At 56.1% G+C, this 20,562-nt stretch carries 27 protein-coding genes; 6 read left to right on the top strand and 21 right to left on the bottom strand.

The features are described from left to right. Positions 1–5 precede the first annotated feature (5 nt). The 15 genes from HV157_RS17850 to HV157_RS17780 all read right to left on the bottom strand — a co-directional run bounded on the left by HV157_RS17850 (position 6) and on the right by HV157_RS17780 (position 8,165). Complete coding sequence (locus HV157_RS17850; protein ID WP_041162862.1) at positions 6–536, bottom strand: phage tail protein I; 531 nt, start codon at positions 534–536, stop codon at positions 6–8. Beyond that, complete coding sequence (locus HV157_RS17845; protein ID WP_044866165.1) at positions 529–1,437, bottom strand: baseplate assembly protein; 909 nt, start codon at positions 1,435–1,437, stop codon at positions 529–531. The genes HV157_RS17850 and HV157_RS17845 overlap by 8 nt, the downstream gene beginning before the upstream one ends. A 5-nt stretch (positions 1,438–1,442) precedes the next feature. Next, positions 1,443–1,793: a GPW/gp25 family protein gene (locus HV157_RS17840; protein WP_047956125.1), complete on the bottom strand. Its 351-nt coding sequence runs from the start codon at positions 1,791–1,793 to the stop codon at positions 1,443–1,445. Next, positions 1,790–2,431 carry a phage baseplate assembly protein V gene (locus tag HV157_RS17835; protein ID WP_032678996.1) on the bottom strand — a complete coding sequence of 214 codons (642 nt, stop codon included), beginning with the start codon at positions 2,429–2,431 and terminating at the stop codon, positions 1,790–1,792. Before HV157_RS17835 ends, HV157_RS17840 begins: the two co-directional genes overlap by 4 nt. A 109-nt stretch (positions 2,432–2,540) precedes the next feature. After that, positions 2,541–3,008, bottom strand: coding sequence for a phage tail protein (locus tag HV157_RS17830; RefSeq protein WP_042866232.1), 468 nt, complete (start codon positions 3,006–3,008; stop codon positions 2,541–2,543). Beyond that, positions 2,971–3,216 carry an Rz1-like lysis system protein LysC gene (gene lysC, locus HV157_RS17825; protein ID WP_072126476.1) on the bottom strand — a complete coding sequence of 82 codons (246 nt, stop codon included), beginning with the start codon at positions 3,214–3,216 and terminating at the stop codon, positions 2,971–2,973. The genes HV157_RS17830 and lysC overlap by 38 nt, the downstream gene beginning before the upstream one ends. Further along, positions 3,116–3,529: an Rz-like lysis system protein LysB gene (lysB, locus tag HV157_RS26285; protein WP_182268778.1), complete on the bottom strand. Its 414-nt coding sequence runs from the start codon at positions 3,527–3,529 to the stop codon at positions 3,116–3,118. The genes lysC and lysB overlap by 101 nt, the downstream gene beginning before the upstream one ends. Further along, entirely contained in the window at positions 3,526–4,035 is a 510-nt protein-coding gene (locus tag HV157_RS17815; RefSeq protein WP_014171692.1) for a lysozyme, read from the bottom strand. Before HV157_RS17815 ends, lysB begins: the two co-directional genes overlap by 4 nt. After that, positions 4,019–4,240 carry an HP1 family phage holin gene (locus HV157_RS17810; protein ID WP_014171693.1) on the bottom strand — a complete coding sequence of 74 codons (222 nt, stop codon included), beginning with the start codon at positions 4,238–4,240 and terminating at the stop codon, positions 4,019–4,021. The genes HV157_RS17815 and HV157_RS17810 overlap by 17 nt, the downstream gene beginning before the upstream one ends. Continuing rightward, a complete protein-coding gene (locus tag HV157_RS17805; protein ID WP_020883600.1) occupies positions 4,231–4,434 on the bottom strand; it encodes a tail protein X in 204 nt (67 codons plus the stop codon). The genes HV157_RS17810 and HV157_RS17805 overlap by 10 nt, the downstream gene beginning before the upstream one ends. A 123-nt stretch (positions 4,435–4,557) precedes the next feature. Continuing rightward, entirely contained in the window at positions 4,558–4,998 is a 441-nt protein-coding gene (locus HV157_RS17800) for a DinI-like family protein (protein WP_020883599.1), read from the bottom strand. Between the two features lie 109 nt (positions 4,999–5,107). Next, on the bottom strand, positions 5,108–7,303 hold the full coding sequence (locus HV157_RS17795; protein ID WP_182269134.1) for a replication endonuclease: 2,196 nt from the start codon (positions 7,301–7,303) through the stop codon (positions 5,108–5,110). Between the two features lie 7 nt (positions 7,304–7,310). Next, positions 7,311–7,532 carry a TraR/DksA family transcriptional regulator gene (locus tag HV157_RS17790; RefSeq protein WP_020883597.1) on the bottom strand — a complete coding sequence of 74 codons (222 nt, stop codon included), beginning with the start codon at positions 7,530–7,532 and terminating at the stop codon, positions 7,311–7,313. Further along, positions 7,532–7,759 carry a DUF2732 family protein gene (locus HV157_RS17785; RefSeq protein WP_182269133.1) on the bottom strand — a complete coding sequence of 76 codons (228 nt, stop codon included), beginning with the start codon at positions 7,757–7,759 and terminating at the stop codon, positions 7,532–7,534. Before HV157_RS17785 ends, HV157_RS17790 begins: the two co-directional genes overlap by 1 nt. Positions 7,760–7,826: 67 nt before the next feature. After that, a complete protein-coding gene (locus HV157_RS17780; protein WP_014171697.1) occupies positions 7,827–8,165 on the bottom strand; it encodes a DUF5347 domain-containing protein in 339 nt (112 codons plus the stop codon). A gap of 287 nt (positions 8,166–8,452) precedes the next feature. Between HV157_RS17780 and HV157_RS17775 the strand changes: the two genes are divergently transcribed. Next, a complete protein-coding gene (locus HV157_RS17775; protein ID WP_025202968.1) occupies positions 8,453–9,028 on the top strand; it encodes a phage repressor protein CI in 576 nt (191 codons plus the stop codon). Positions 9,029–9,308: 280 nt separating this feature from the next. Continuing rightward, entirely contained in the window at positions 9,309–10,478 is a 1,170-nt protein-coding gene (locus HV157_RS17770) for a DNA repair protein (protein ID WP_047956131.1), read from the top strand. Here the strand turns inward: HV157_RS17770 and HV157_RS17765 are convergent, their stop codons facing one another. Next, positions 10,479–11,243: a siderophore-interacting protein gene (locus HV157_RS17765; protein ID WP_182268777.1), complete on the bottom strand. Its 765-nt coding sequence runs from the start codon at positions 11,241–11,243 to the stop codon at positions 10,479–10,481. Between the two features lie 146 nt (positions 11,244–11,389). Here HV157_RS17765 and HV157_RS17760 point away from each other — a divergent pair, with 146 nt between their 5' ends. Beyond that, the gene (locus HV157_RS17760) at positions 11,390–11,884 is read left to right on the top strand and encodes a PadR family transcriptional regulator (protein ID WP_176587037.1); all 495 of its coding nucleotides are present in this window, start codon (positions 11,390–11,392) and stop codon (positions 11,882–11,884) included. On the opposite strand, the gene HV157_RS17755 is transcribed toward HV157_RS17760, so the two are convergent. Continuing rightward, positions 11,881–13,440, bottom strand: coding sequence for a methyl-accepting chemotaxis protein (locus tag HV157_RS17755; RefSeq protein ID WP_032679007.1), 1,560 nt, complete (start codon positions 13,438–13,440; stop codon positions 11,881–11,883). The two genes, HV157_RS17760 and HV157_RS17755, sit on opposite strands and share 4 nt — an antisense overlap. Positions 13,441–13,775: 335 nt before the next feature. Next, complete coding sequence (locus HV157_RS17750; protein ID WP_047743708.1) at positions 13,776–15,296, bottom strand: PAS domain-containing methyl-accepting chemotaxis protein; 1,521 nt, start codon at positions 15,294–15,296, stop codon at positions 13,776–13,778. A gap of 436 nt (positions 15,297–15,732) precedes the next feature. Between HV157_RS17750 and ygjG the strand changes: the two genes are divergently transcribed. Next, positions 15,733–17,112 carry a putrescine aminotransferase gene (gene ygjG, locus HV157_RS17745; RefSeq protein ID WP_020883590.1) on the top strand — a complete coding sequence of 460 codons (1,380 nt, stop codon included), beginning with the start codon at positions 15,733–15,735 and terminating at the stop codon, positions 17,110–17,112. Positions 17,113–17,145: 33 nt separating this feature from the next. On the opposite strand, the gene HV157_RS17740 is transcribed toward ygjG, so the two are convergent. Continuing rightward, positions 17,146–17,748, bottom strand: coding sequence for a helix-turn-helix domain-containing protein (locus tag HV157_RS17740; protein WP_020883589.1), 603 nt, complete (start codon positions 17,746–17,748; stop codon positions 17,146–17,148). A gap of 42 nt (positions 17,749–17,790) precedes the next feature. Here HV157_RS17740 and HV157_RS17735 point away from each other — a divergent pair, with 42 nt between their 5' ends. Next, a complete protein-coding gene (locus HV157_RS17735) occupies positions 17,791–18,477 on the top strand; it encodes a B3/4 domain-containing protein (RefSeq protein ID WP_182268776.1) in 687 nt (228 codons plus the stop codon). Between the two features lie 12 nt (positions 18,478–18,489). Continuing rightward, entirely contained in the window at positions 18,490–19,338 is an 849-nt protein-coding gene (locus HV157_RS17730; RefSeq protein WP_182268775.1) for a dihydrodipicolinate synthase family protein, read from the top strand. Between the two features lie 38 nt (positions 19,339–19,376). Here the strand turns inward: HV157_RS17730 and lsrG are convergent, their stop codons facing one another. Together lsrG and lsrF are read right to left on the bottom strand one after the other, a co-directional pair. Beyond that, entirely contained in the window at positions 19,377–19,670 is a 294-nt protein-coding gene (gene lsrG, locus HV157_RS17725) for a (4S)-4-hydroxy-5-phosphonooxypentane-2,3-dione isomerase (RefSeq protein ID WP_020883586.1), read from the bottom strand. Beyond that, complete coding sequence (lsrF, locus tag HV157_RS17720; RefSeq protein WP_014171710.1) at positions 19,667–20,554, bottom strand: 3-hydroxy-5-phosphonooxypentane-2,4-dione thiolase; 888 nt, start codon at positions 20,552–20,554, stop codon at positions 19,667–19,669. Before lsrF ends, lsrG begins: the two co-directional genes overlap by 4 nt. Positions 20,555–20,562 lie beyond the last annotated feature (8 nt).

The raw sequence follows: 20,562 nt of genomic DNA, 5'->3' as shown, positions 1-20,562 counted from the left end.
CTCACTTATCCGGGGTAAACCGTGATGATGTCGCCGTCATAGCTCAGGGCACCGGTATAGAGATAGCCCGGAACGTCCTGAATGATATTGAGGCCGATAAGATGTCGGCTGGCAGGCTTTGCATCAGCAATAAGCCGCTCCATTTCGTAATACATTTCTTCGGTGATGCCGGTTTCCAGCACGCCAATGTCCAGGCGAAACGTGCCTGCCGGGTCGTTGGTTTGCCACCACTCCGTCACGTTGATCAGATAGCCAAGTGGCTCCACCACGCGGCGTACTGCGCCGATCGTTCCTTTGTGTGCATGGATAAACCATGCATTGCGGATAACATCGCGCTTGGTGGCCTCCGGCCAGTTTTCATCCCAGCGGTCAACCGAAAACGCCCACGCCAGCCAGGGCAACAGATTTGCCGGACAGGTGTCGGCATTCCAGAGGTGACGAAGCGGGACGGGGGTATTCTCAATGTCGGCACAGGCGCGCGCCGCCGCGACCTCAAGCGGCGACGCCCCCACCGGTAACAATCGGGCATTACTCATCGTTTCCCCCAACGGTTACGCTGTACTGGCTGCACCATGAGGCCTGGGTTTCATCAAGCACAATATCGGCCGCAGGCGCGGTCAGTTCGACGCGTTGTACACCCTCAACATGCAGTGCAGCGTAAATGGCGGACTTACGAATATCCCGCCCGAGCCGGTGCTGTGCCGTTATATAGGCCTGCAGCCGGGCCCTTGCCGCGTTGAGCACTGGCTCGCTTTCGGGACCTGGGAAGAGGAAAAGAGAAGCCGCAATGCGGTAGTCGACAATGCTGGCGGACTGAACGGTCACACGATCGGCAACGGGCCTGACGTCCTCATCGTTCAGCGCGTTGCGCACAATGGCCAGCAGCTCTTCAGACGCCACGCCGTTATTCTCCCGAGACAGCACGGAGACGGTAACGTTCGCAGGCTGAGGACTGATGACAGAGATGTCCGCCACCCGGCCATCCGCGCTGCGGCCATGGAACTGATAAGCCCCCGTCGATCCCGCCACGCTCAGCCCTTCCGGGGCTTGCTGGATGCGCAAACGAAAGTCGGTGTCAGACTCCATCACAGCCGGTGTGGGCGGAAACGTCGTGTCGTCAGCAGGTGTTATCACCAGACGCGCAAGGTTAGCATTAGCTCCAAGCTGGTCGAGATCGCTACCGGTGGCGTAGGCCAGCATGACCGCACGCGCGGCCTCGTTAACGCGCTGGCGCCAGATAACTTCCCGATACGCATTCTCCTGCAGCAGTTTCACAATCGGCTCTGACTCAAGCGTCAGCGTTCGTGCAATTGCCTCCTGCTCTTCTTCGGGATAGAGCGAGACAAAAGTGGCCTTTCGTTCTGCCAGCAGCGTTTCGTAATCCACCTCCTCCACGACATCCGGCGCGGCGAGCTGGCTCAGATCAACAATAGCCATAGCGTTTAACTCAATGAAATAGTGATAGAAAAGGAATGTCCGGAGGTCTGGCGGGTGCCGGTGAGATCGACATACAGCGTCCCGTCATTCTCCGAACGTTCGAAAGTGATGGCCGTCAGGCTGATCCGCGGCTCCCATTTCTGGATAGCGGAGTAACATGCGGCCATGATTTGCAGGCGCAGCGCCGGACTCTGCGGCCTGTCGATCATTGCCGCCAGCAGTGAACCGTACTCGCGGCGCATCACCCGCGAGCCAATCGGCGTGACCAGAATGTCCCGCACGCTTTGTCTGATATGTTCAGCCTCTGAAATGCTGAGCCCGGTCTGACTGTTCATTCCCCTGTAGCGCTCCGTCATTGCGTCCCCTTAGTCCAGCTTCCGCCGCTTTGCACACTGCCGTGAGCATGGTTGTCCACCTGCACCCCATTGGAGGTGAATTTACCGCCGGAATGCTCAATATTGCCGGCCATTACCCCGCCCTTCTGCACTTCAAGAGAGGCGGTAATTAGCTTGTTGGTACACACCACCTCAGGTGTATCCAGGGTGATGCGCGTCTCAGACTTCACCAGGACCACCGGTACGGTGGCGGTGAGTGATTCAGAGGCTGTGATGTCAGCCGTTTTAATGCCTGCGGCCATGAGTGCTCCGCTCCCGGGCTCGTACTCGATAACCGCCCCATCAGGGAACGAGACGTGGAGTGCATCAGGGGAACCTGACGGCGCCGGGTGGTCATCGGAAAAGATACCTGGCAGCACGAAGGCGGTATCAAGCTCACCGCCGATGGCCAACAGCAGCACTTGTTCTCCCTCGGACGGCGCCCACCACACGCGCGAACGGCCGGCGCGACAGGTCAGCCAGTTCAGCCAGGTGGTTTTCATCCCTCCGGACTGGACGCGGCAGAGCCCTCTGTTGAGGTCAACATCGGTGACAACACCGATACGAATCAGGTTACGGATCGCGCGAGCGATACCGTGCATGGAAGTGAGTGTATTCATGAGAAGAGAATGCCCTTCAGGGGGATCGGCAGCAACGAGACGGGGTTTTATGCGGGATGAAACAACAATCGTTCACGCTGATGGCTGGACAGCCATCAGCGTGGTGAACTTACGCTTTCCACTGACTGACCAGTTCACCGTTGATATACAGCTCCAGCGGACGTGTGACGGGCTCTGGCAACGGCGGCTCCGGGGAATAGGTAGCATGCAACGTTCCCTGCTCCTGCGAAACAAGAATGCGCTCGGTGAGCTGCAGGCTAAAGCTGATATTCACCGTACTATCGTCGTTGAAAGTGACGCCAAAGAGAAACCCGTTTTTTCGCCCGTCATCGAGGGTAAAAATATCTGGCTGGTTATCACGCAGCCAGGCGAGTACCGGGACGAAGACCCCCTCGCTGTCGCCGGCGAAGCTACTGATATTCGCTTTCAGTTCATACTTTTTTTCAAAGGAGAGCGAGGACGCGAGGCGGGCGTCAATATTTCCGCTCCCCACCGACATCTGCAAATGATCAGGGTGAGCGTTCAGTTGCGGAACGGCGTCAATTAATGCCTGACGCAGGCTGTTGAGTTTGTGCATCGAGTTTATCCTGACAGTCTTTTATGGTTTCGACCTGCAGCGCGCAGGCGATAAGGGCATGCTCAAGCCGACGAATATCAGCACTGAGATCGCCGTTGGTGATGGGCTCACTGCCCGGCATCGGACAGGCGCTCACCTTCGGGCAGGCGTTGTAAACAATGTGCTGCGGAGGCGCAGGCGGCGCGGGTGTGCAACCTGCGCACAGCATCAGGCAGCTGAGCGTTATACCAGCGGCGTAACTCTTCATTTTCATTTACCCATTTCCCGATAGCCGCTTCGCGTCGTGCCATCTCCTCGCCGACGGCAACAAGATCCTCGCGGAGCCTGACCTGCGCATCTTCGTTCGACCTGGCAATCCGCTGTGCTTCGGATAACTGCTGAAGCAGCGTGTTGATAGTGTTTTTTTGATCGCGGGCGCTCTGGTTGGCTTTAGCAAGAGAGCGGGACAGGTTCACGTTGTCATGACGAAACCACAGCGTGATGGCCAGCAGAACGGCCAGTACCAGCAGAAGAGGTTTCATGGCTTCCCCTTCAGGCACCAGGCCTTCTCACGAGCTCGACGGTTTTCCAGTCCGGCATTTTTGACCCCATTGACGTACACCCAGCGGGTAAGCTGATTGCACGCCTGCGGCCACTGTTTACGCTTAATGAATGACACCAGCGTGGAACGGCAGGCAGCCCCTGTTCCAACGTTAAAGGCAAAACTCACCAGCGCATCATAGACACGGGGCGGCATCTCCACCGGTGCGCATACCGCCAGCCGTCTTTCAACGTTCATCACGTCGGCAACAAGGTTCGCTGCCGCCTCACGCTCTGTAATTTCCCGTCCCGGCACGACGCCTGACGTATGGCCAATGCCTGATGTCCATACGCCCGCACTGCAACGATAAGGCGACAGGCGACACCCTTCGAGATCAGCAATGAGCGCCAACCCCTCCGGTGAGGTGTTCAGTAACCGGAAGTCAGGCATCAGCACCGCCAGGGCCAGTACGCCCGCGGCGCTGCAACGCTTAATGATTGAGTTCACGAATACTCTTCTTATCGAGTCCAAGAGAGGTCAGATAGCGATAGGTTTTCCGCTTAAACCAGTAATTCGTCAGCGCGGTAAAAATGGCGCAGAGGCTTCCCACGTATAGCGCGACTTTTTCAGGAGACATCGCCCCGAACCAGGCCAGCGCTACGGCCAGCCAGTAGGCGATAAACGTGGTGATTTTCTCAAGACTCAGTCCCATAGGTTCACTGATTCTTTAGTCGGTGCGCTATCAACCTCTGGCATGTCTATCGGCGTGCCATGAGGTAAGATGACCCCCAACTCCGCGAGGCCAGAATTGGCGTTCAGAACGGTTTCAACCACCCCTGCCGTGCGCCCATAGTAACGGGCACAGATGGCATCAAGCGTGTCCCCCTGCATTGCATAGATTTTCATCAGACGCTCCCAACATCCGGATTTCCAGGTACCGTTGAGTTTCCAGCGCTGGCGCCCTTTTTGCTATCACTGCAGGATGGACAATCGCGGACACAACAGACTGCCCGCGAGATGGCAGAGGGCCTAGCGCCAGCTCTCGTCTTCCCAGACTTCCCGGAGGATATTGTCCAGCGCTTCGCGATCGGCCTCTCTTTCAATCCCCTGCAACTCCACTCCGGTCATGGATCCTTTTTTGACGGTAACCAGCGTTGACGGAAACACGGATCTTATCCTGCGGGTTAATTCGTCCTGAAACGCCTCCACGACGGACGGACCAATAAGCTGATCCTTATCCAGGGTAATGTTCACCCGCACGCTGGCCTCTTTTTTGATTCTGTCCGGAACGGGTGATGCCGAGAAAACCACGGTAAACGCGTTGTTCCTGATTAAATTTCCTCTCGCAATCTCAGCGATCAAATTCAGGGCAATTTCACGATCTCTTTCCTGACACGTTCCTTCTGTCGTCAGCCGCGCAATCATCTCGACGCGTTCAATCATGACTTGCTCGTTCAACTCTCTGTCCACACAACCTCCACCACGAGATACTGTATAAACATACAGTAGCATGTATTCATAAAAAGAGTGAAGCAAAAAATCAGAACCATGCGAGGTATGTACATGATATCGATGAAGATTAGCGAATCCCTTTGCTTATCAGATGCGTTAAATACCTCATACGTTCAAGGATTTTCCGGGCCTTTTGCTGATAAGACGGTGCCGCAGGAAATAGCGATCCGTCTGCAGATCCCCGGCACCATTTGTCGTTAAAACGGCTAATGCCCCCCGCCATAAGATGCAGGGCTTCCCCCCGGCTGATCGATATTCCGGTGGCGAGCCGTATCTCATCAATCACTCTCTCTGCCACTCCGTTCTGCGGATCCTTGTCATAGACAAAGGGAGTCTTTGCAACCGGTCTGGGGAGGGTTATGCGTGCGGCTAACGCGCGTCTCGCACGCCGGCTGAGGGGTTGAGAGACGTCGCTCACCGTACAGTTATTGACAGAACTCCAAGAACGCGCAGCGGTGACGTTAAGGTCAACGGCCAAATCAACGGCACGCTTCGGCACAATTTTCCACTGCGTGAGCCGGGTCAAAATCGGCGAGCCCGGGCCGAGTGCGGCGTCGTAAACGCCGCGAATACAGACTCGTTCTTCGCCGTACTGATTGTATTCGGCACGGGGCTCATACAGCGTGCGCACCTGCAACGCATCCCGACGGACAAACGGTCCTCCCTGTGCATTGACGTATCCTGCCCAGTCTCCGGCGTCCGCGGCGTCATGCGCTGCCGCAAATTCTACGCTCAGACCGTGCGCGGCCTGCGTATCAGTCAAACGGCGCAGCTCACGGTAGACGGTCACCGGTGCACCGCCGATGAACTGAAACTGACGGATATGCCAGCGCGCCGCCCAGGCCGAAACAGCAGATGCAGTCACTTTAAGCAACTCGCCGCTTTCGTTATCAGTCTCGCCATCAAGGGCATAGCCGTCGATATTCTTGGAGATGTATTTAGCGATATAACCGGTGGCACTGCCCTTTTGCGGGTCTATAGCTTCAGCGTGAAAGCGAGCTTTTCTGGCGTTATCGCTTTGCAGTTCAAAAGCGTCTTCCTCCTGTGTGTATTCCTCCATAATGCGGCGAACGCGCTCAACGTTTTCGGGCAGCATGAACATCAGCATGTGCCAGTGAGGCGTACCGTCATGGTGGGGTTCAGCAACGCGGATGCCAAACAGACGAATCGCCTGCCGGTGGAGTTTTGCCCGGATCCGCGCCCACAGTTTTGTCAGGTAGCTTTGTGTATCCGCAGGGCTCGCCCCGTTCCATTTACCGTTACGATAGCCGGTGTTCAGGGTGGCGTGATATTTCGACGGCGCGGTTAAGGTATAGAACTCGCCCACATAGCCAAGCTCATGGCAGATATTTTCAAACCCGCGGATGCGGGTCATCAGTTCGCAGCGACGTATCGCGGGATTGGCCACCGAGCCATCGTGCCTGGCAATCAGGCTTATACGGTTGCCCTCTTCATCCTCCAGTTCCAGACCTTTAAGAAATTCACGCGTGCGCCGCTTCTGTTCACGCCAGTCAGTGATGCAGCGTTTACTCGCATAGGCAGACTTCTTTTTGCTGACGTTTCCAAGTGCAATCTGCACATGCTCACGCCAGGCGGCCGCCATGCGACGCAGTCGTCCACGCCACCAGTCTTCGGAAAACATGCGGATCACCGCTGGCGCAATGTCCTCTTTGTTAAAGAGTATCTTCGACACGCGCTCCCAGTGAGGAGGCAGTACATTGAACTGGCGGGTGATTAATCCAGCGCGCTGATACCAGACATGAAGGGTTTGAAATTCGCCGAGGCCAGCGTCATTGATATTCGCCAGCTCGGAACGAATAAAGCCAGCGATGTCAGCGGCCAGCAAATCAATATCGGCGCGGGACATATCCGGGAGACGGTTGAAGCGGGCAATCAGCGTAACCATCCGCGATGCAAGATATTGCGAAAGCGGCGTGTCGAAGTGCCCACCAAAAACGGCGGTGGAGACGTTACGGTCAACACCTGAACAGGCATACCGTGCCGAGACCTGCTGCAGACGTGGTAATACCCTGTTGCAGAACCGAATCAAAAAGGCATTGGCTCGCAGGCTGCCCTGATGGAGATCAAGAGCATCAACCGTGCTCCAGACGTCAAAACGCACGCAGTCAGGCTGCAGAGCGAGCGCTTTTCTGGCTTGCTGCAGCGCCGCGAACAGACGGTCGCGACGCTGTAATTGGGGGTGAGTCAGGTAGGGGCTGGCAATAGCCGATCGGGGTTCATTCCACGGATAAGCAAATGACATCACCAACTTATCCTCCCCGGAAATGTTTGTTTTTCAGCTCCGTTATCTCCTGGCAGGTGACGCATAAGGCCACTCCAGGTAACGCCTTTCGCCGCGCCTCGGGGATGGGGATGTCGCACTCCTCGCAGGTAAAACGCGAGGGCGATGCGCATCGCTGGCGGGCGCTATTAATATGACGTTCGCGATCTTCAAGCTCACGCTCCTGCGCCAGATCGATAAAATCAGCCATCAGTGCAGCTCCTGGGATTCGCGTTCGTAACGGGCAACCTCGTGACACAGCAGTTCCGCTGCGTCTTCGCCACACATTCCGGTTTTATAGATGTGACTGGCTAATGCCTCCAGACGCAGGGAGACGGCGAGTGCGAGTGCCCTGCGCTCCTCCATCTTCGCCTGCACCAGCAGGTGCTGGAGTTCCTCGCGCCCGTTCAGAAAAGTGCGGTTTTCGCTATTTCGCATCACTCATTCTCCTTAATTCAGGCAATAAAATGCCCGGCGGGTTTACGCCATTACGTTTTGGGGTGGATTAAAGCGGCATGGTCAGCCGTTCAGGAAATAAACTCACGACTGCACGGAAATGATTCATGGCTCCGATAAGCGCTCTTTTCTCCTCAGTCGTCAGCTCATTGATACCGCATTCGTGACGGGCGGCGGGTAATTTAGCCAGGAAAAAGATGGCCGCCAGCGCCCTGTTATTCTCTTCAAAACAGGGATCGCGCTTATCGCGCATCTCGGCCAAAAAACGCGCCAGCGCTTTCTCGTTATCGCCCCAGTACCTGGCACGCAGTTCGGCCACGTGATTAAGCCCGGAAAGACGTGCCCCCACCTTGAGTGGGACCGTTGCACGTGTCGCTTCTATTGCCATAACGTCCCTCGCGTTGATTCACACTGTGTGAATTACTCACCCGTAACGGGCTGAAAACGGGATTGGCCTACGCGTTACGCCGCTTTCCAGCGCAGCGAACTGCGCCAGCCTAACGACAGGGCTGGCACTTTGATGATTGCGATTTCAGAAGCCATGTTGCATGATTCCCATTTTGATAATGTCTGCAATCATTAGCCTCTGTTTGCCAACGTCTGCCGCTGATTGCCCGAATTCGCATTGATACTAATACCCAATTGGGTATTAGTAAATACCCAAAGGAATATATTTTGATTTTAGATTCTCAAGTGAATAATGAAGAGTTACTCGATAGAATCTGTCAGGTATATGGTTTTACCCAAAAAATCCAGCTGGCCCGGCACTTCAATATTGCCGCCAGTTCCCTTCAGAACCGCTACGCGCGCGGCACCATCTCCTACGACTTCGCGGTACAGTGTGCACTGGACACAGGGGCCAGCCTGCGCTGGTTAATGACCGGACAGGGTGCCCAGTTTGAAGGTAACCCTGCGCCTGGCGATCCCGTTGCTGTTGTTACATTCACTCTCAGTGATGGTCAGCTGGAAGAAAATTCCACTTTGAGTATCGATTCACATCTCTTTAGCAAACCGCTCACTCGCGGTATCGCAGTCCGGTCTGAGGCAAAGCTCCACTTTGTTGAAAAAGGGGCGTCATTAACCGACGGGCTATGGCTGGTTGAGATTGAAGGCACTATCAGTCTTCGTGATTTAACCCTGCTGCCGGGGAAAAAACTCCACGTCGCGGGCGGCAAAGTCCCCTTTGAATGCGGTATCGATGAGATAAAAACACTGGGCCGTGTGGTGGGCATCTACAGCGAGGTGAACTGATGGCGGGTCGTATGGTACGTATGGTTCGTATGGCATCATTCGATTTCGCTATGCAGGGCATTCAGCCTTAGGTATTCCTTCAGGACTGGCAGAACAAGAACCGGGGCCAACGCTCCCCCGCCAGCCTTTCGGCTTCCTGTTCGTGCCACTCTTCTTCACAAACCCTAAAAACTAAAGAAATCCCCCATCGCGCCGATCATCATCCGTGTGTATTATTTCCTGTAGCGTTTACAACAATTAACCTTAACTCAAATACTTAAGCGCCAAAGCGAAAGGCATCATGAGCACACCGATCAAACGGCTAGAAATCATAAAAAATGCGATTGAACTGGAAGACGACGACATCATCCAGAGCCAGCTGACACGGCTGAAAAATGAAGCGTTTGACGATGAGCTACAGGCAATCGTCGCGGCGCTTGAGCAGAAAAACTATACCGTTGCCATGGCGGCGATCGCTGCCTGGCTACAGGGCCAGCGCGCCATGACGCAATGGCGTGACCCGCAGGTGGCGGCCAGCAAGATGGAGCTAAAAGCGCTGGAAGAGCGCCTCAGGGATTTGATTGACCGTCGCAATGCCCGCGTGCAACAGCTCGATGAATTCAACGATCTCTATTTCTCCCGCCTCGGACCGCTGATGCAGCAGATCCTCGCCCTGCGTAAAACGCTGGCGGAGCTGAACCTGCGACGTCAGCAGGCGGAGGCGCGTCGACGTGAGGAAGACTACCGTCGCTGCCAGCGCTATATGGCGCAGGCGGTGGAGGTGCTGGCGATGCTGACCCAGCGCTGGCGCGATCTGCCTGCGGATTCCGTACAGGCCGCCGAGGCGCGTAAGCAACTGCAGCAGCAAAGCAATCTGATTGCTAACCTGCTGGCCGAAGCGCTGGAGCTGGAGAGTGGCTTAACGCGCGAAGAAGAGCCTGCACGTCAGGCGCGCGACGAGGCCAATGAAGAGTACGAGAAATACCGCGAGCAGCATCACGATGCCGAAATGCGTCTGCGTAAAGGCAAGAACCTCTCCGAGGAAGATCAGAACGAACTGAAGCGTCTCTGGCGTCAGGCGAGCAAGCTCTGCCATCCGGACCTGGTCGCTGACGATCTGAAAGAAGAAGCCAACGCGATGATGGTGCAACTCAACCAGGCCAAACAGCGTGGTGACGTTAAAGCCATTCGTTCGCTGGTGGCACGTCTGCAGCAGGGCTTTGAGCCGCTGATGGCCAGCGACAGGCTGAACGATCTGGAACGTATCCGCAAAAAAATGGCGCAGGTTCGCGAGCAGATTGACACGTTAGTGAACGAGCTGGCGGAGCTGGAGAAAGAGGAGTCCTGGCTGCTGGTCTCGTCGCTAAGCAATATGGAAGCCTACTTTGCCCAGCAGGAGAAGGCGCTGCACGACGTTCGCGCCTCGCTCGAACATCAGGTGAGCGAAGCGCAGCTGGAGTCCGCAGCCTGATTATTTAGCGTGCCAGTATGCACTGGCACGCACCAGCTGCTGGTCGATTGCGTCGGTTTCAAACTGACGGCTCAGGTTTTTCACCACCTTTCCTTCCCCGGTCAGCCAGATAAAATAATCTTCCGCAGGCACCGTCAACGCCGCCAGACGCTCGGCCACCGCCTGTTCGCTGTGGCCGACAACCCAGGTGATGTTGAACGCGCTCAGATGGGCCAGATAGTCCTGATACGACGCATCACCGACCGTCACCACCGCATGAATGTCCGGGCGAACCGGCAGTGTTGCGATGCTTTCCAGGCGACGGCGCAGCGCGGGCATGCCGGATTCATCACACACGTACAGTTGCCAGGCATAATCTTCCGGCACAACCAGCGAACCGCGCGGGCCGCCAATCGTGAGCGTGTCACCCACTTTTGCCTCTGTCGCCCAGTAGCTGGCAACGCCGCCATCATGTATGAAGAAATCGAGCACCAGCTCATGCCGTTCGGCATCGTACAGAGGTGTATAGTCTCGCGCCTGCGGACGCACACCGTCGCCCCAGTCGATACCTTCATCGGTAACAACCGGTGGTACAAAGGTCGCCCCCGGGGTCGGGAAAAACACTTTTGTATGGTCGTCGAAACCGCGAGAGCTAAAGCCCTCCAGCGCCTCGCCGCCTAAAACAATGCGCTGGAAACCTGCGCTGACACGCTCAACGCGAAGCACGTCCAGCTTGCGAAAACGGAGATCATTACGAACACGTTGTGGGTAACGGGTGGATGTCATGGTGAGCCCCTTCTCAGGTGAATACGATATATCTAAATCAATTTTAAATGATAATGATTGCTAATCAGCAAGAATGCAAGATCTTTTAGATTGCATCTGAATATATCTAAGATATAGTTTAGATATATCAATTTGAAGGAATGAGTATGCGAAACGAACACGACGGCGGCGGACGCCGACCACGCTTTTTTGGTCACGGCGATCTGCGTCTGGTGATACTGGATATCCTGACCCGCAACGCGAGCCATGGCTACGAGTTGATCAAGGCGATCGAGAACATGACGCAGGGGAACTACACCCCAAGCCCTGGCGTTATCTACCCGACCCTCGATTACCTTCAGGATCAGACCTATATCACCATCACCGAAGAAGAGAATGGCCGCAAGAGAATTGCGATTACCGTGGCCGGTCAGCAGTGGCTGGATGAAAATCAGGAGCAGCTGGCGCAAATTCAGGCGCGTATCAAAGCGCGATCCGTCGGCTTCCAGCTGAGAAAAAACCCGCAAATGAAGCGGGCTCTGGATAACTTCAAAGCGGTACTAGACCTGAAGGTGAACCAGGGCGAACTCAGCGATGCGCAGCTTAAGCAGATCATCGGCGTGATCGACCGCGCAGCGCTGGAGATCTCCCAGCTGGATTAAGCCAGTACGCGATCGCTCACGCGGAAGACGCGAACAAGATCTTTCAGGTGCATCGCCTGTTCGTTCAGGGACGCTGCCGCCGCGACAGACTCCTCCACCAGGGCGGAGTTCTGCTGCGTGGTGGCATCAATCAGGCCAATCGCGCTGTTAATCTGCGAGATCCCTTCCGTCTGCTCATGGCTGGCCTGGCGGATCTCACGCAGAATAACGTCCATCTCTTCCACGTTGCCGACCATACCGTTAATCAACTCGCTCGCTTTCTCGACCAGGTTCATCCCGTCCTGCGTCTGGCTGGTAGAACTTTCGATCAGCTGACGAATTTCACTGGCAGATGACGCACTCTTCTGCGCAAGCTGACGCACTTCGCCCGCCACCACCGCAAAACCACGACCGTGCTCGCCCGCTCGTGCCGCTTCCACCGCCGCGTTTAGCGCCAGAATGTTGGTCTGGAAAGCGATGGCATCGATCAGGTCGATGATGTCGGACATCCGGTTAGAGGTCTCGTTAATCAGGCGCATTTTGCTGGTGACCTGCTTCATCATCTCGCCGTTGTTTTTGACCACCATGGCGGCGTCCGCCGAGAGGTGAGTTGCTTCTCCGGTGTGTGAGGCGGTGTTTTTTACCGTCGCCGTGATCTGCTCCATCGAGGCGGCGGTCTGTTCAACAGAGCTGGCCTGCTCTTCGGTGCGCGCGGCAAGATCCTGGTTCCCCGCGACAATCTGCGCGGCGGCACTCGAGATATTCTCCGAACCGGTCTGGACCTGCTGCACAATGTCCAGCAGACGCGTTTTCATCTCCATCAGCGCATGCAGCAGCAGGCCGGTTTCGTCTTTACCATGCGGCGTGATGCTGCCGGTCAGATCGCCTTCAGCAATGGCTTTTGCAAAATCCACTGCCTGGCCCAGCGGACGCGTGATTGAGCGCACGATAAACCAGCCAATCAGGCTGCCGGTCGCGACGCTAAAGAGCGTGATCAGGATCAGCAGCAGGCGGTTCGATTTGAAATCGCCCTCGACCTGCACTCCTGCGCTTTGCATTTCCTGGTTCTGAATCGCGATCAGCGCCTGCACGTTGGCTTTATAGGCCTGCTGTAGCTTCAGGGTGTTGGTCATCATCTCCTGAATAGCGCCCGCCCGATCGTTATTCTGCACCGCCTGCAAAATGCGATAACGCGAGTCCAGATACTGCTGACGCACGCCGCGTATCTCAGCAAGAACCCGCTGTGATTCTGGATCCTGCAGCGCAGTATTCAGCTCGCCGAGGATCACCGTAATCTGTTCGCTGATCGCTTTAAGACGCTGCTGTGACTGCGCTGTATACGTTCCCTGTTCATCCAGTAACATCAGCTGCTGAGTGCCAATAAATTCCTGGAAGTTGTCGATTAACTGGTTCGCTTTTACCGTGGTCGGATAATCACGGGTAATGATGGATTGCATTCCGTTGTTCGCCCGGTTCAGGCTTAGCAAGGATAAACTCGCACTGACCACCATCAGAACAATAAAGAATCCAAACGCCAGAAATAATTTCGTGCCGATCTTTACGTCATGTAAGAACATATTTTCTCCATCGATGTGATTATTTCTCAGACGATCACCGTTATCGGTAACGAAACCGCTAACTTTATGACTTTGATCGTTTTTTTATTTCATAACCACAACAATGGATAGGTGCAGGCTATTAATATCCGTAAATCGATCGTTACGTCACCCTCTGATGAGGCATTTTCAAAATAGCATCGGGGAAAACGGACTTAGGCTGGGGTAAATATCTGATGTGCTTTCTTTAGTTACTTAATATAAAATTAACAATAAAAGACATTGATAATTACATTCAGAAAAAATAAAGCCGCTTATTCCTGATGAAATAAACGGCTTGCTGGAACCTTACTGGCTCAATGGAGCACGGTGACCGCATCCTTAAGACGCCCGGCGCGATGCTTCACCATTGCGGATATGTGGGCACTTTCCTCAACCAGATCGGCATTTTTCTGCGTGATGCTGTCCAGCTCGGCCACCGCACGGGTGAGCTCTGACAAGCCGGTAGCCTGTTCAGAGGTGGAGTGGCTGATCTGCGCGATAAGCTGCGTCACGTTTTTCACCTGCTCGACGATATCATCCATTGTACGACCGGCGGCATGAACCTGATCAGAGCCGGACTGCACCTTGCTGGCGCTGGCATCAATCAGCTTGCGAATATCGTTGGCTGCACTGGCGCTACGGCTGGCGAGATGGCGCACTTCGCCGGCGACAACCGCAAAGCCTTTTCCCTGCTCACCGGCTCTTGCTGCCTCCACCGCCGCATTCAGCGCCAGAATATTGGTCTGAAACGCGATGTCGTTAATAAGGGAGGTAATCGAGCCAATCCGCTGCGTGCTATCCGCGATGTCATCCATGGTTTTCACCACCGTCTGCATCGCGTTTCCGCCTTTGGTCGCCGCGCTGCTGGCGGCCACTGACAGCTTGTCCACTTCGGCGGCGGTTTCTGAATTACTCTGCACGGAGGCGGCCATCTGATTCATTGTCGCCACGGTCTGCTGCACATTGGCCACGGTCTGACGCGTCCGATCGTTCAGATCTTCATTCCCCTTTGCCAGCCTGTCGCTGCCATCACGCACGCTCACCACCTGGCTTGACACATCGTTAATCAACCAGCGGCACATCAGCCCCAGCTGCCCTACCGCACGCAGGGTCAACCCCAGCTCGTCGCTGCGGTTCAGGTGCTGCACGCTGTTGCGCTCGCCGGTGGCGACTTTCAGCGCCTGACGCGCCACGTTTTCGATCGGACGAACAATCTGCTGCTCAAACAGCAGCGTGCCCAGCAGCATAACTACCGCGGCGGCAGCCAGCGGGTACGCACCCGCTGAGGTGGCCACCAGCGTGGCAGCCAGCACCGCAAACAGCCCCGCCATCACGCTTCGCACGCGCCAGCGCAGCGGCATTTCTGGAAGTTTCCCCAGCCAGCCTTTCCTTACCACCAGTCCTTTATGAATACGTTTCTTGCAGCGCCCGTCATTCAGAGCCCGATAGAGCGGCTCCACGCCAGCAATCTCTTCTGCCGTGGCTTTGGTGCGAATCGACATATAGCCCGTCACCTGCCCGTGACGCACCATCGGCACCGCGTTGGCGCGCACCCAGTAGTGGTCGCCATTTTTACGTCGGTTTTTGACAATGCCGCTCCACGGCTCGCCCTTTTGCAGGGTGTACCACATATCGGCAAACGCCGCTTTTGGCATATCGGGGTGGCGCACCAGATTGTGCGGCTGGCCCATCAGCTCATCAAGCTGATAGCCACTCACCTGCACAAAGGTGTCGTTGGCGTGGGTCAGGTAACTGTGGATATCGGTGGTCGACATTAAGGTGGTGTCATCGTCCAGAGGATATTCATTCTGGGTGACAAAGGTTGGAGCGGACATCGTGAGCATCCCTTGCAGGTTATTTGAATGTTAATTTTGTGGATTAATGTTTTTTCGGCGGTAAAGAATTTATCTTTAGTTGTTAAAGTTGATAGAGATCGCAGATTTCACTTAAACCGCACTTTTTGTGAGATTTTATAATTCATTGATTTCAAATACTTTCGTAAAGAAATTACCTGCAGAGTATGACGCGTTAACGCCCACTTAAGTCGCAGCGTCTGCACCCTATAAGTGCAATGGCCTTTTAATCGCACCTCCCCAGGCCTTTTCCGCCGTACCGCTAAATCCCGTATCGGTTATATCGGCATGATTAAATTTTGCGCAACATAATGTTAACCTGGTGTTTATCCTGATTTTCGTTAAGGCATCTGAAGTGGCGTAATCCCTGCAATACTTAATCCAGTATCATGTGATACGCGATCCCCGGGAGCACATTTTGAACAGGTTACCTTCCAGCGCCTCGGCTCTTGCCTGTACCGCGCACGCACTGAATCTCATTGAGAAGCGAACGCTTGATCATGAGGAGATGAAACAACTTAACCGAGAGGTCATCGATTACTTTAAAGAGCATGTCAATCCAGGGTTTTTGGAGTATCGCAAATCTGTTACCGCCGGCGGGGATTACGGAGCCGTAGAGTGGCAAGCGGGAAGTCTTAATACGCTTGTCGACACCCAGGGACAGGAGTTTATAGATTGCCTGGGTGGTTTTGGAATTTTCAACGTGGGGCACCGTAATCCAGTTGTGGTTTCCGCCGTACAGAATCAACTTGCGAAACAACCTCTCCATAGCCAGGAACTGCTCGATCCACTTCGCGCTATGCTCGCGAAAACGCTCGCGGCCTTAACGCCCGGCAAACTGAAGTACAGCTTCTTTAGCAACAGCGGCACGGAATCGGTCGAAGCGGCGATTAAACTCGCCAAAGCGTACCAGTCGCCGCGCGGCAAATTCACGTTTATCGCCACCAGCGGCGCGTTCCACGGAAAATCCCTGGGCGCACTGTCGGCTACCGCCAAATCCACCTTCCGCAAACCGTTTATGCCGCTGCTGCCGGGCTTCCGCCACGTGCCGTTTGGTGACATTAGCGCTATGCGCACCATGCTGAGCGAATGCCGTAAAACCGGCGACGACGTGGCAGCGGTGATCCTGGAGCCTATTCAGGGTGAGGGCGGCGTGATCCTGCCCCCGCAGGGCTATCTGCCTGCCGTGCGTCAGTTGTGCGATGAGTTTGGCGCACTGCTGATCCTCGACGAAGTCCAAACCGGGATGGGGCGTACGGGCAAGATGTTTGCCTGCGAGCATGAGAACGTCCAGCCGGACATTCTCTGTCTGGCAAAAGCGCTGGGCGGCGGCGTGATGCCGATTGGCGCGACGGTGGCGACCGAAGAGGTCTTCTCGGTGCTGTTCGACAACCCGTTCCTGCACACCACTACGTTTGGCGGTAACCCGCTGGCCTGCGCGGCCGCGCTGGCGACCATCAACGTGCTGCTGGATCAAAACCTGCCTGCACAGGCGGAACAGAAAGGCGATATGCTGCTGGACGGTTTCCGCCAGCTGGGCCGGGAATATCCGGATCTGGTGCAGGATGCGCGGGGTAAAGGGTTGCTGATGGCCATTGAGTTTGTCGACAACGAAATCGGCTACAGCTTCGCGAGCGAGATGTTCCGCCAGCGTGTCCTGGTTGCCGGAACGCTCAACAACTCGAAGACCATTCGCATTGAACCGCCGCTGACGCTAACGGTTGAACAGTGTGAGCAGGTGCTGAAAGCGGCGCGTAAAGCGCTGGCAGCCCTGCGGGTAAGTGTGGAAGAAGCGTGATATCCCCTCCCCCTCCTGACGGAGGGGGCGTTTTTAGCGGTGAAACTCCGCCACCGTCATGGTAAACCGCAACACATTTTCGCCCTCATTCGCGTAGCCGTGTGCCGCTTCCGTTTTCGCCACCGCCGAAGCGCCTGCCGCCACCTGCGTCACCGTCTCTTCCACCGTCAGGGTCAATCCTCCCTCAGTAACATGCAGCAGCTCAAACGTTCCCGCCGGATGCCCCGGCGAGGTAAAACGCTCCCCCGGATGCATCACCCACTGCCAGAGTTCAATCATATCCGGGCCAGACGTGCCCGCGAGCAGCCGGGCATATCCGCCCTGTGGGCCCTGCCACAAAACCGGGATCGCCGCTTCTTCTATGACGTGCACCCGCGGCTCGCTGGAGACGTTAACGATATCCGCCACCGAAACGCCCAGCGCGGCAGCCAGCTTGCAGAGAATGGCAATGCTGGGATTCGCCGCCCCTTTTTCAATCTCCACCAGCATGCCTTTGCTGACGCTGGCGCGGCGTGAAAGCTCATCCAGCGACAGTTTTTTCTCTTTGCGCCAGTTGCGAATGCGGGTGGCGACGGCCAGGCTTACCTGGGCGATATCGGCACCCGAATCGGTCATTATATTGACTTTATCAGTCATTGGTCACTACCATAGTATAAAACAGTCAATACAGGATTATTTATGTCTCTCGTTACGCCGTCAATAGACCCGCGTCTTACCGGGATTGCCCCCGGCTTTCGGGCGCTGAGCATTCTGGTTAAAGCCACCCCGATAACCCAGCCGGATGTGGCCTCTGCCGCGCTGGCACAGGCCTGCCAGCAGGTCCTCACTGATGATGTTGCCTGGGCGGAAGCGCACCTCAGCGCCTGGGATGACGTGTTCAGGGCGTTTGGTGCGAAACCGAAACGCACGCCCTGCTCGGCATCGGCCCTGCGTAAGCGAGTGCTGAAAGAGGGCGCACTGCCCCCGCTCGATCCAGTGGTCGATATTTACAATGCCATCAGCATTCGTTACGCCATTCCCGTCGGGGGTGAGAACCTTGCCGCTTATGCAGGCGCACCGCGTCTGACGCTTGCCGAAGGTAATGAACCGTTTGATACCCTGAAAGAAGGTCAGCCGGTTATCGAATACCCGGATGCGGGCGAAGTTATCTGGCGCGATGATATCGGCGTCACCTGCCGTCGCTGGAACTGGCGCCAGGGCGTGCGTACACGTCTCGATAGCCAGGCGCAACACATGTGGTTTATTCTCGAAAGTCTGCCGTCGATGCCGTTATCGGCGTTGCAGGAGGCTGGCGATGAGTTAGTCAGCAACCTGCAGCGGCTGATGCCGGGCTCCACTGCTCACCTTCAACTGATTGAACTCTAAAAGGATAAGCGGATGTTTCACGGGTTAAGCGCATTCCCTCTGACGCCATTGCGAGAGGGGAAATTTGATGAGCAGGCGTTTGTGCAGTTGCTGCGCCCGCTGGTGGATGCCGGTGTCGATTCGCTGGGGATCCTCGGTTCGACGGGCAGTTACGCGTATCTGATGCCTGAAGAGCGCACGCATATCACCCGTTGCGCCGTGGCGCATGCCGACAACATTCCGGTGAGCGTAAGTATTGGCGCGCTTCGCCTCGACGATATTCTCCGTCTGGCGGATGAGGCGCAAAGTGCCGGCGCCCGCGGGGTGTTACTGGCCCCCGTGTCGTACCAGCGCCTGACGGCAGAGGAAGTGTTTACCCTGTATGAGACGGTGACCCACCGGATCTCTGTTCCGCTGTGCATTTACGACAACCCGGCCACCACCGGGTTCGAGTTTAACGACGATTTGCTGTATGCCGTGGCGGCGCTACCGAACGTCAAATCCGTCAAGCTCGGGCGCATACCGTACGATATCGCCCACATGCGCGCCCGTCTTCCTGAAAACGTCACCCTGGGCATCAGCGGCGACTGGCGGGCGGCGTCAGCCCTGCAGGCCGGGTTTGATGTCTGGTATTCGGTTATCGCAGGGCTGTATCCGCAGACGGCACTGGCGATTGCACGAGCCAAAGACACCGCAGCCTCTGACCGGCTGGCACCGCTGTGGGCGCTGTTCCGCCAGTACGGCAGTTTGCGGGTGATGGCCGCAGCAGCAGAAATGTCAGGGAAAGTGGCCGCGCCTGCACTGCCGTTCCCGCTTGCGTCGCTGAGCGGGAAACCGCGCGAAACGCTGGCGGCGATCCTGGCGGAACTGGCCCTCGCCTGAGCATCGCCGGGCTAGCGTAAGCGCTACCCGGCGGTCTGTTACGCCGGCAACAACCCGACAAAACTGCGTTTTTTGCGCGGCTCTGACATCAGGTCCTCAAGCTTATCCACGCAGGCCAGATAGTGCGGGGTTTTCTTGTGCGCCAGCACCGCCTCTTCATCCTTGTAGGCCTCGTAGATAAAGAACCGGGTTTTCACGCGCGGATCCTGTAAAACATCAAAGCGCAGATTGCCCGGCTCCTGAATCGCCCCTTCGTGGTTAGCGCGAAACACCTCCAGAAACTCATCGACACGCTCGGGTTTGATGTTGATTTCCACTAATGTCACGTTCATTTTGCTTCTCCCTGTTTCTCTTCCTGCCAGAACTGGAACGCGTCCCGCGCGCTCATGTTCTCATGTACCACTTTTTTCACCGCTTTCAGCATGGCCAGCGGGGCACTGGACTGGAAGATATTGCGGCCCATGTCCACCCCGGACGCCCCCTGGTCAATCGCCCGCCAGCACATCTCCAGCGCGTCGTGCTCCGGCAGCTTTTTGCCTCCGGCAATCACGATCGGCACCGGGCAGCTGGCGGTTACTTTTTCAAACCCTTCGTCGACATAATAGGTTTTGACGAACTGCGCCCCCATCTCGGCCGCGATACGGCTGGCAAGCGAGAAATACCGCGCGTCGCGCGCCATCTCTTTGCCAACGCCCGTTACCGCCAGGGTCGGCATGCCATAGCGCGCACCGGCATCCACCAGTTTGATGATGTTGTTGATCGACTGATGTTCAAACTCACTGCCGATGTACACCTGCGCCGCCACCGCGCAGACGTTCAGGCGCAGCGCATCTTCCATCGCCACCGCCACGCACTCGTTGGAAAGTTCTCCTAAAATCGAATTGCCGCCAGAGGCGCGCAACACGACGGGTTTATTGGTGGCGACAGGCACCTGGCTGCGCAAAATACCGCGGGTGCACATCAGCACGTCGGTTTCCCCAAACAGCGGGGCGATAGAGAGATCGATACGCTCAAGGCCGGTCGTCGGTCCCTGGAAATAGCCGTGATCAAAGGCCAGCATCACCGTGCGGTTGCTTTTTGGGTTGAAGATGCGCGCCAGCCTGGACTGCATTCCCCAGTCCAGCGAGCCGCATCCCTTCAGGGTAAACGGCACGTTCTGCTGCGGTGTGCCGATGCCAAAATCTTTGCCGTCTTTGATGTCGTCTAAATCAGCCATTTGCTCCC

This window comes from Enterobacter sp. RHBSTW-00318 (assembly GCF_014101375.1).
Lineage (GTDB): Bacteria > Pseudomonadota > Gammaproteobacteria > Enterobacterales > Enterobacteriaceae > Enterobacter > Enterobacter ludwigii.
The sequence above is the reverse complement of the archived record's forward strand: the minus strand, read 5'-3'. Positions and strand labels throughout refer to the sequence as shown.

Excerpts from the sequence above, each read along its gene's own strand:
- HV157_RS17785 (WP_182269133.1), bottom strand. The coding sequence starts at position 7,759 with ATGCGAAATAGCGAAAACCGCACTTTTCTGAACGGGCGCGAGGAACTC.
- HV157_RS17805 (WP_020883600.1), bottom strand. The coding sequence starts at position 4,434 with ATGAAAATCTATGCAATGCAGGGGGACACGCTTGATGCCATCTGTGCC.
- HV157_RS17780 (WP_014171697.1), bottom strand. The coding sequence starts at position 8,165 with ATGGCAATAGAAGCGACACGTGCAACGGTCCCACTCAAGGTGGGGGCA.
- lysC (WP_072126476.1), bottom strand. The coding sequence starts at position 3,216 with ATGCTGTGCGCAGGTTGCACACCCGCGCCGCCTGCGCCTCCGCAGCAC.
- HV157_RS17835 (WP_032678996.1), bottom strand. The coding sequence starts at position 2,431 with ATGAATACACTCACTTCCATGCACGGTATCGCTCGCGCGATCCGTAAC.
- HV157_RS17770 (WP_047956131.1), top strand. The coding sequence starts at position 9,309 with ATGAGCACACCGATCAAACGGCTAGAAATCATAAAAAATGCGATTGAA.
- HV157_RS17760 (WP_176587037.1), top strand. The coding sequence starts at position 11,390 with ATGCGAAACGAACACGACGGCGGCGGACGCCGACCACGCTTTTTTGGT.
- lsrG (WP_020883586.1), bottom strand. The coding sequence starts at position 19,670 with ATGAACGTGACATTAGTGGAAATCAACATCAAACCCGAGCGTGTCGAT.
- HV157_RS17765 (WP_182268777.1), bottom strand. The coding sequence starts at position 11,243 with ATGACATCCACCCGTTACCCACAACGTGTTCGTAATGATCTCCGTTTT.
- HV157_RS17850 (WP_041162862.1), bottom strand. The coding sequence starts at position 536 with ATGAGTAATGCCCGATTGTTACCGGTGGGGGCGTCGCCGCTTGAGGTC.
- HV157_RS17730 (WP_182268775.1), top strand. The coding sequence starts at position 18,490 with ATGTTTCACGGGTTAAGCGCATTCCCTCTGACGCCATTGCGAGAGGGG.
- HV157_RS17830 (WP_042866232.1), bottom strand. The coding sequence starts at position 3,008 with ATGCACAAACTCAACAGCCTGCGTCAGGCATTAATTGACGCCGTTCCG.
- lsrF (WP_014171710.1), bottom strand. The coding sequence starts at position 20,554 with ATGGCTGATTTAGACGACATCAAAGACGGCAAAGATTTTGGCATCGGC.
- HV157_RS17735 (WP_182268776.1), top strand. The coding sequence starts at position 17,791 with ATGTCTCTCGTTACGCCGTCAATAGACCCGCGTCTTACCGGGATTGCC.
- HV157_RS17750 (WP_047743708.1), bottom strand. The coding sequence starts at position 15,296 with ATGTCCGCTCCAACCTTTGTCACCCAGAATGAATATCCTCTGGACGAT.
- HV157_RS17810 (WP_014171693.1), bottom strand. The coding sequence starts at position 4,240 with ATGGGACTGAGTCTTGAGAAAATCACCACGTTTATCGCCTACTGGCTG.
- HV157_RS17840 (WP_047956125.1), bottom strand. The coding sequence starts at position 1,793 with ATGACGGAGCGCTACAGGGGAATGAACAGTCAGACCGGGCTCAGCATT.
- HV157_RS17755 (WP_032679007.1), bottom strand. The coding sequence starts at position 13,440 with ATGTTCTTACATGACGTAAAGATCGGCACGAAATTATTTCTGGCGTTT.
- lysB (WP_182268778.1), bottom strand. The coding sequence starts at position 3,529 with ATGAAACCTCTTCTGCTGGTACTGGCCGTTCTGCTGGCCATCACGCTG.
- HV157_RS17795 (WP_182269134.1), bottom strand. The coding sequence starts at position 7,303 with ATGTCATTTGCTTATCCGTGGAATGAACCCCGATCGGCTATTGCCAGC.
- HV157_RS17845 (WP_044866165.1), bottom strand. The coding sequence starts at position 1,437 with ATGGCTATTGTTGATCTGAGCCAGCTCGCCGCGCCGGATGTCGTGGAG.
- HV157_RS17740 (WP_020883589.1), bottom strand. The coding sequence starts at position 17,748 with ATGACTGATAAAGTCAATATAATGACCGATTCGGGTGCCGATATCGCC.
- HV157_RS17790 (WP_020883597.1), bottom strand. The coding sequence starts at position 7,532 with ATGGCTGATTTTATCGATCTGGCGCAGGAGCGTGAGCTTGAAGATCGC.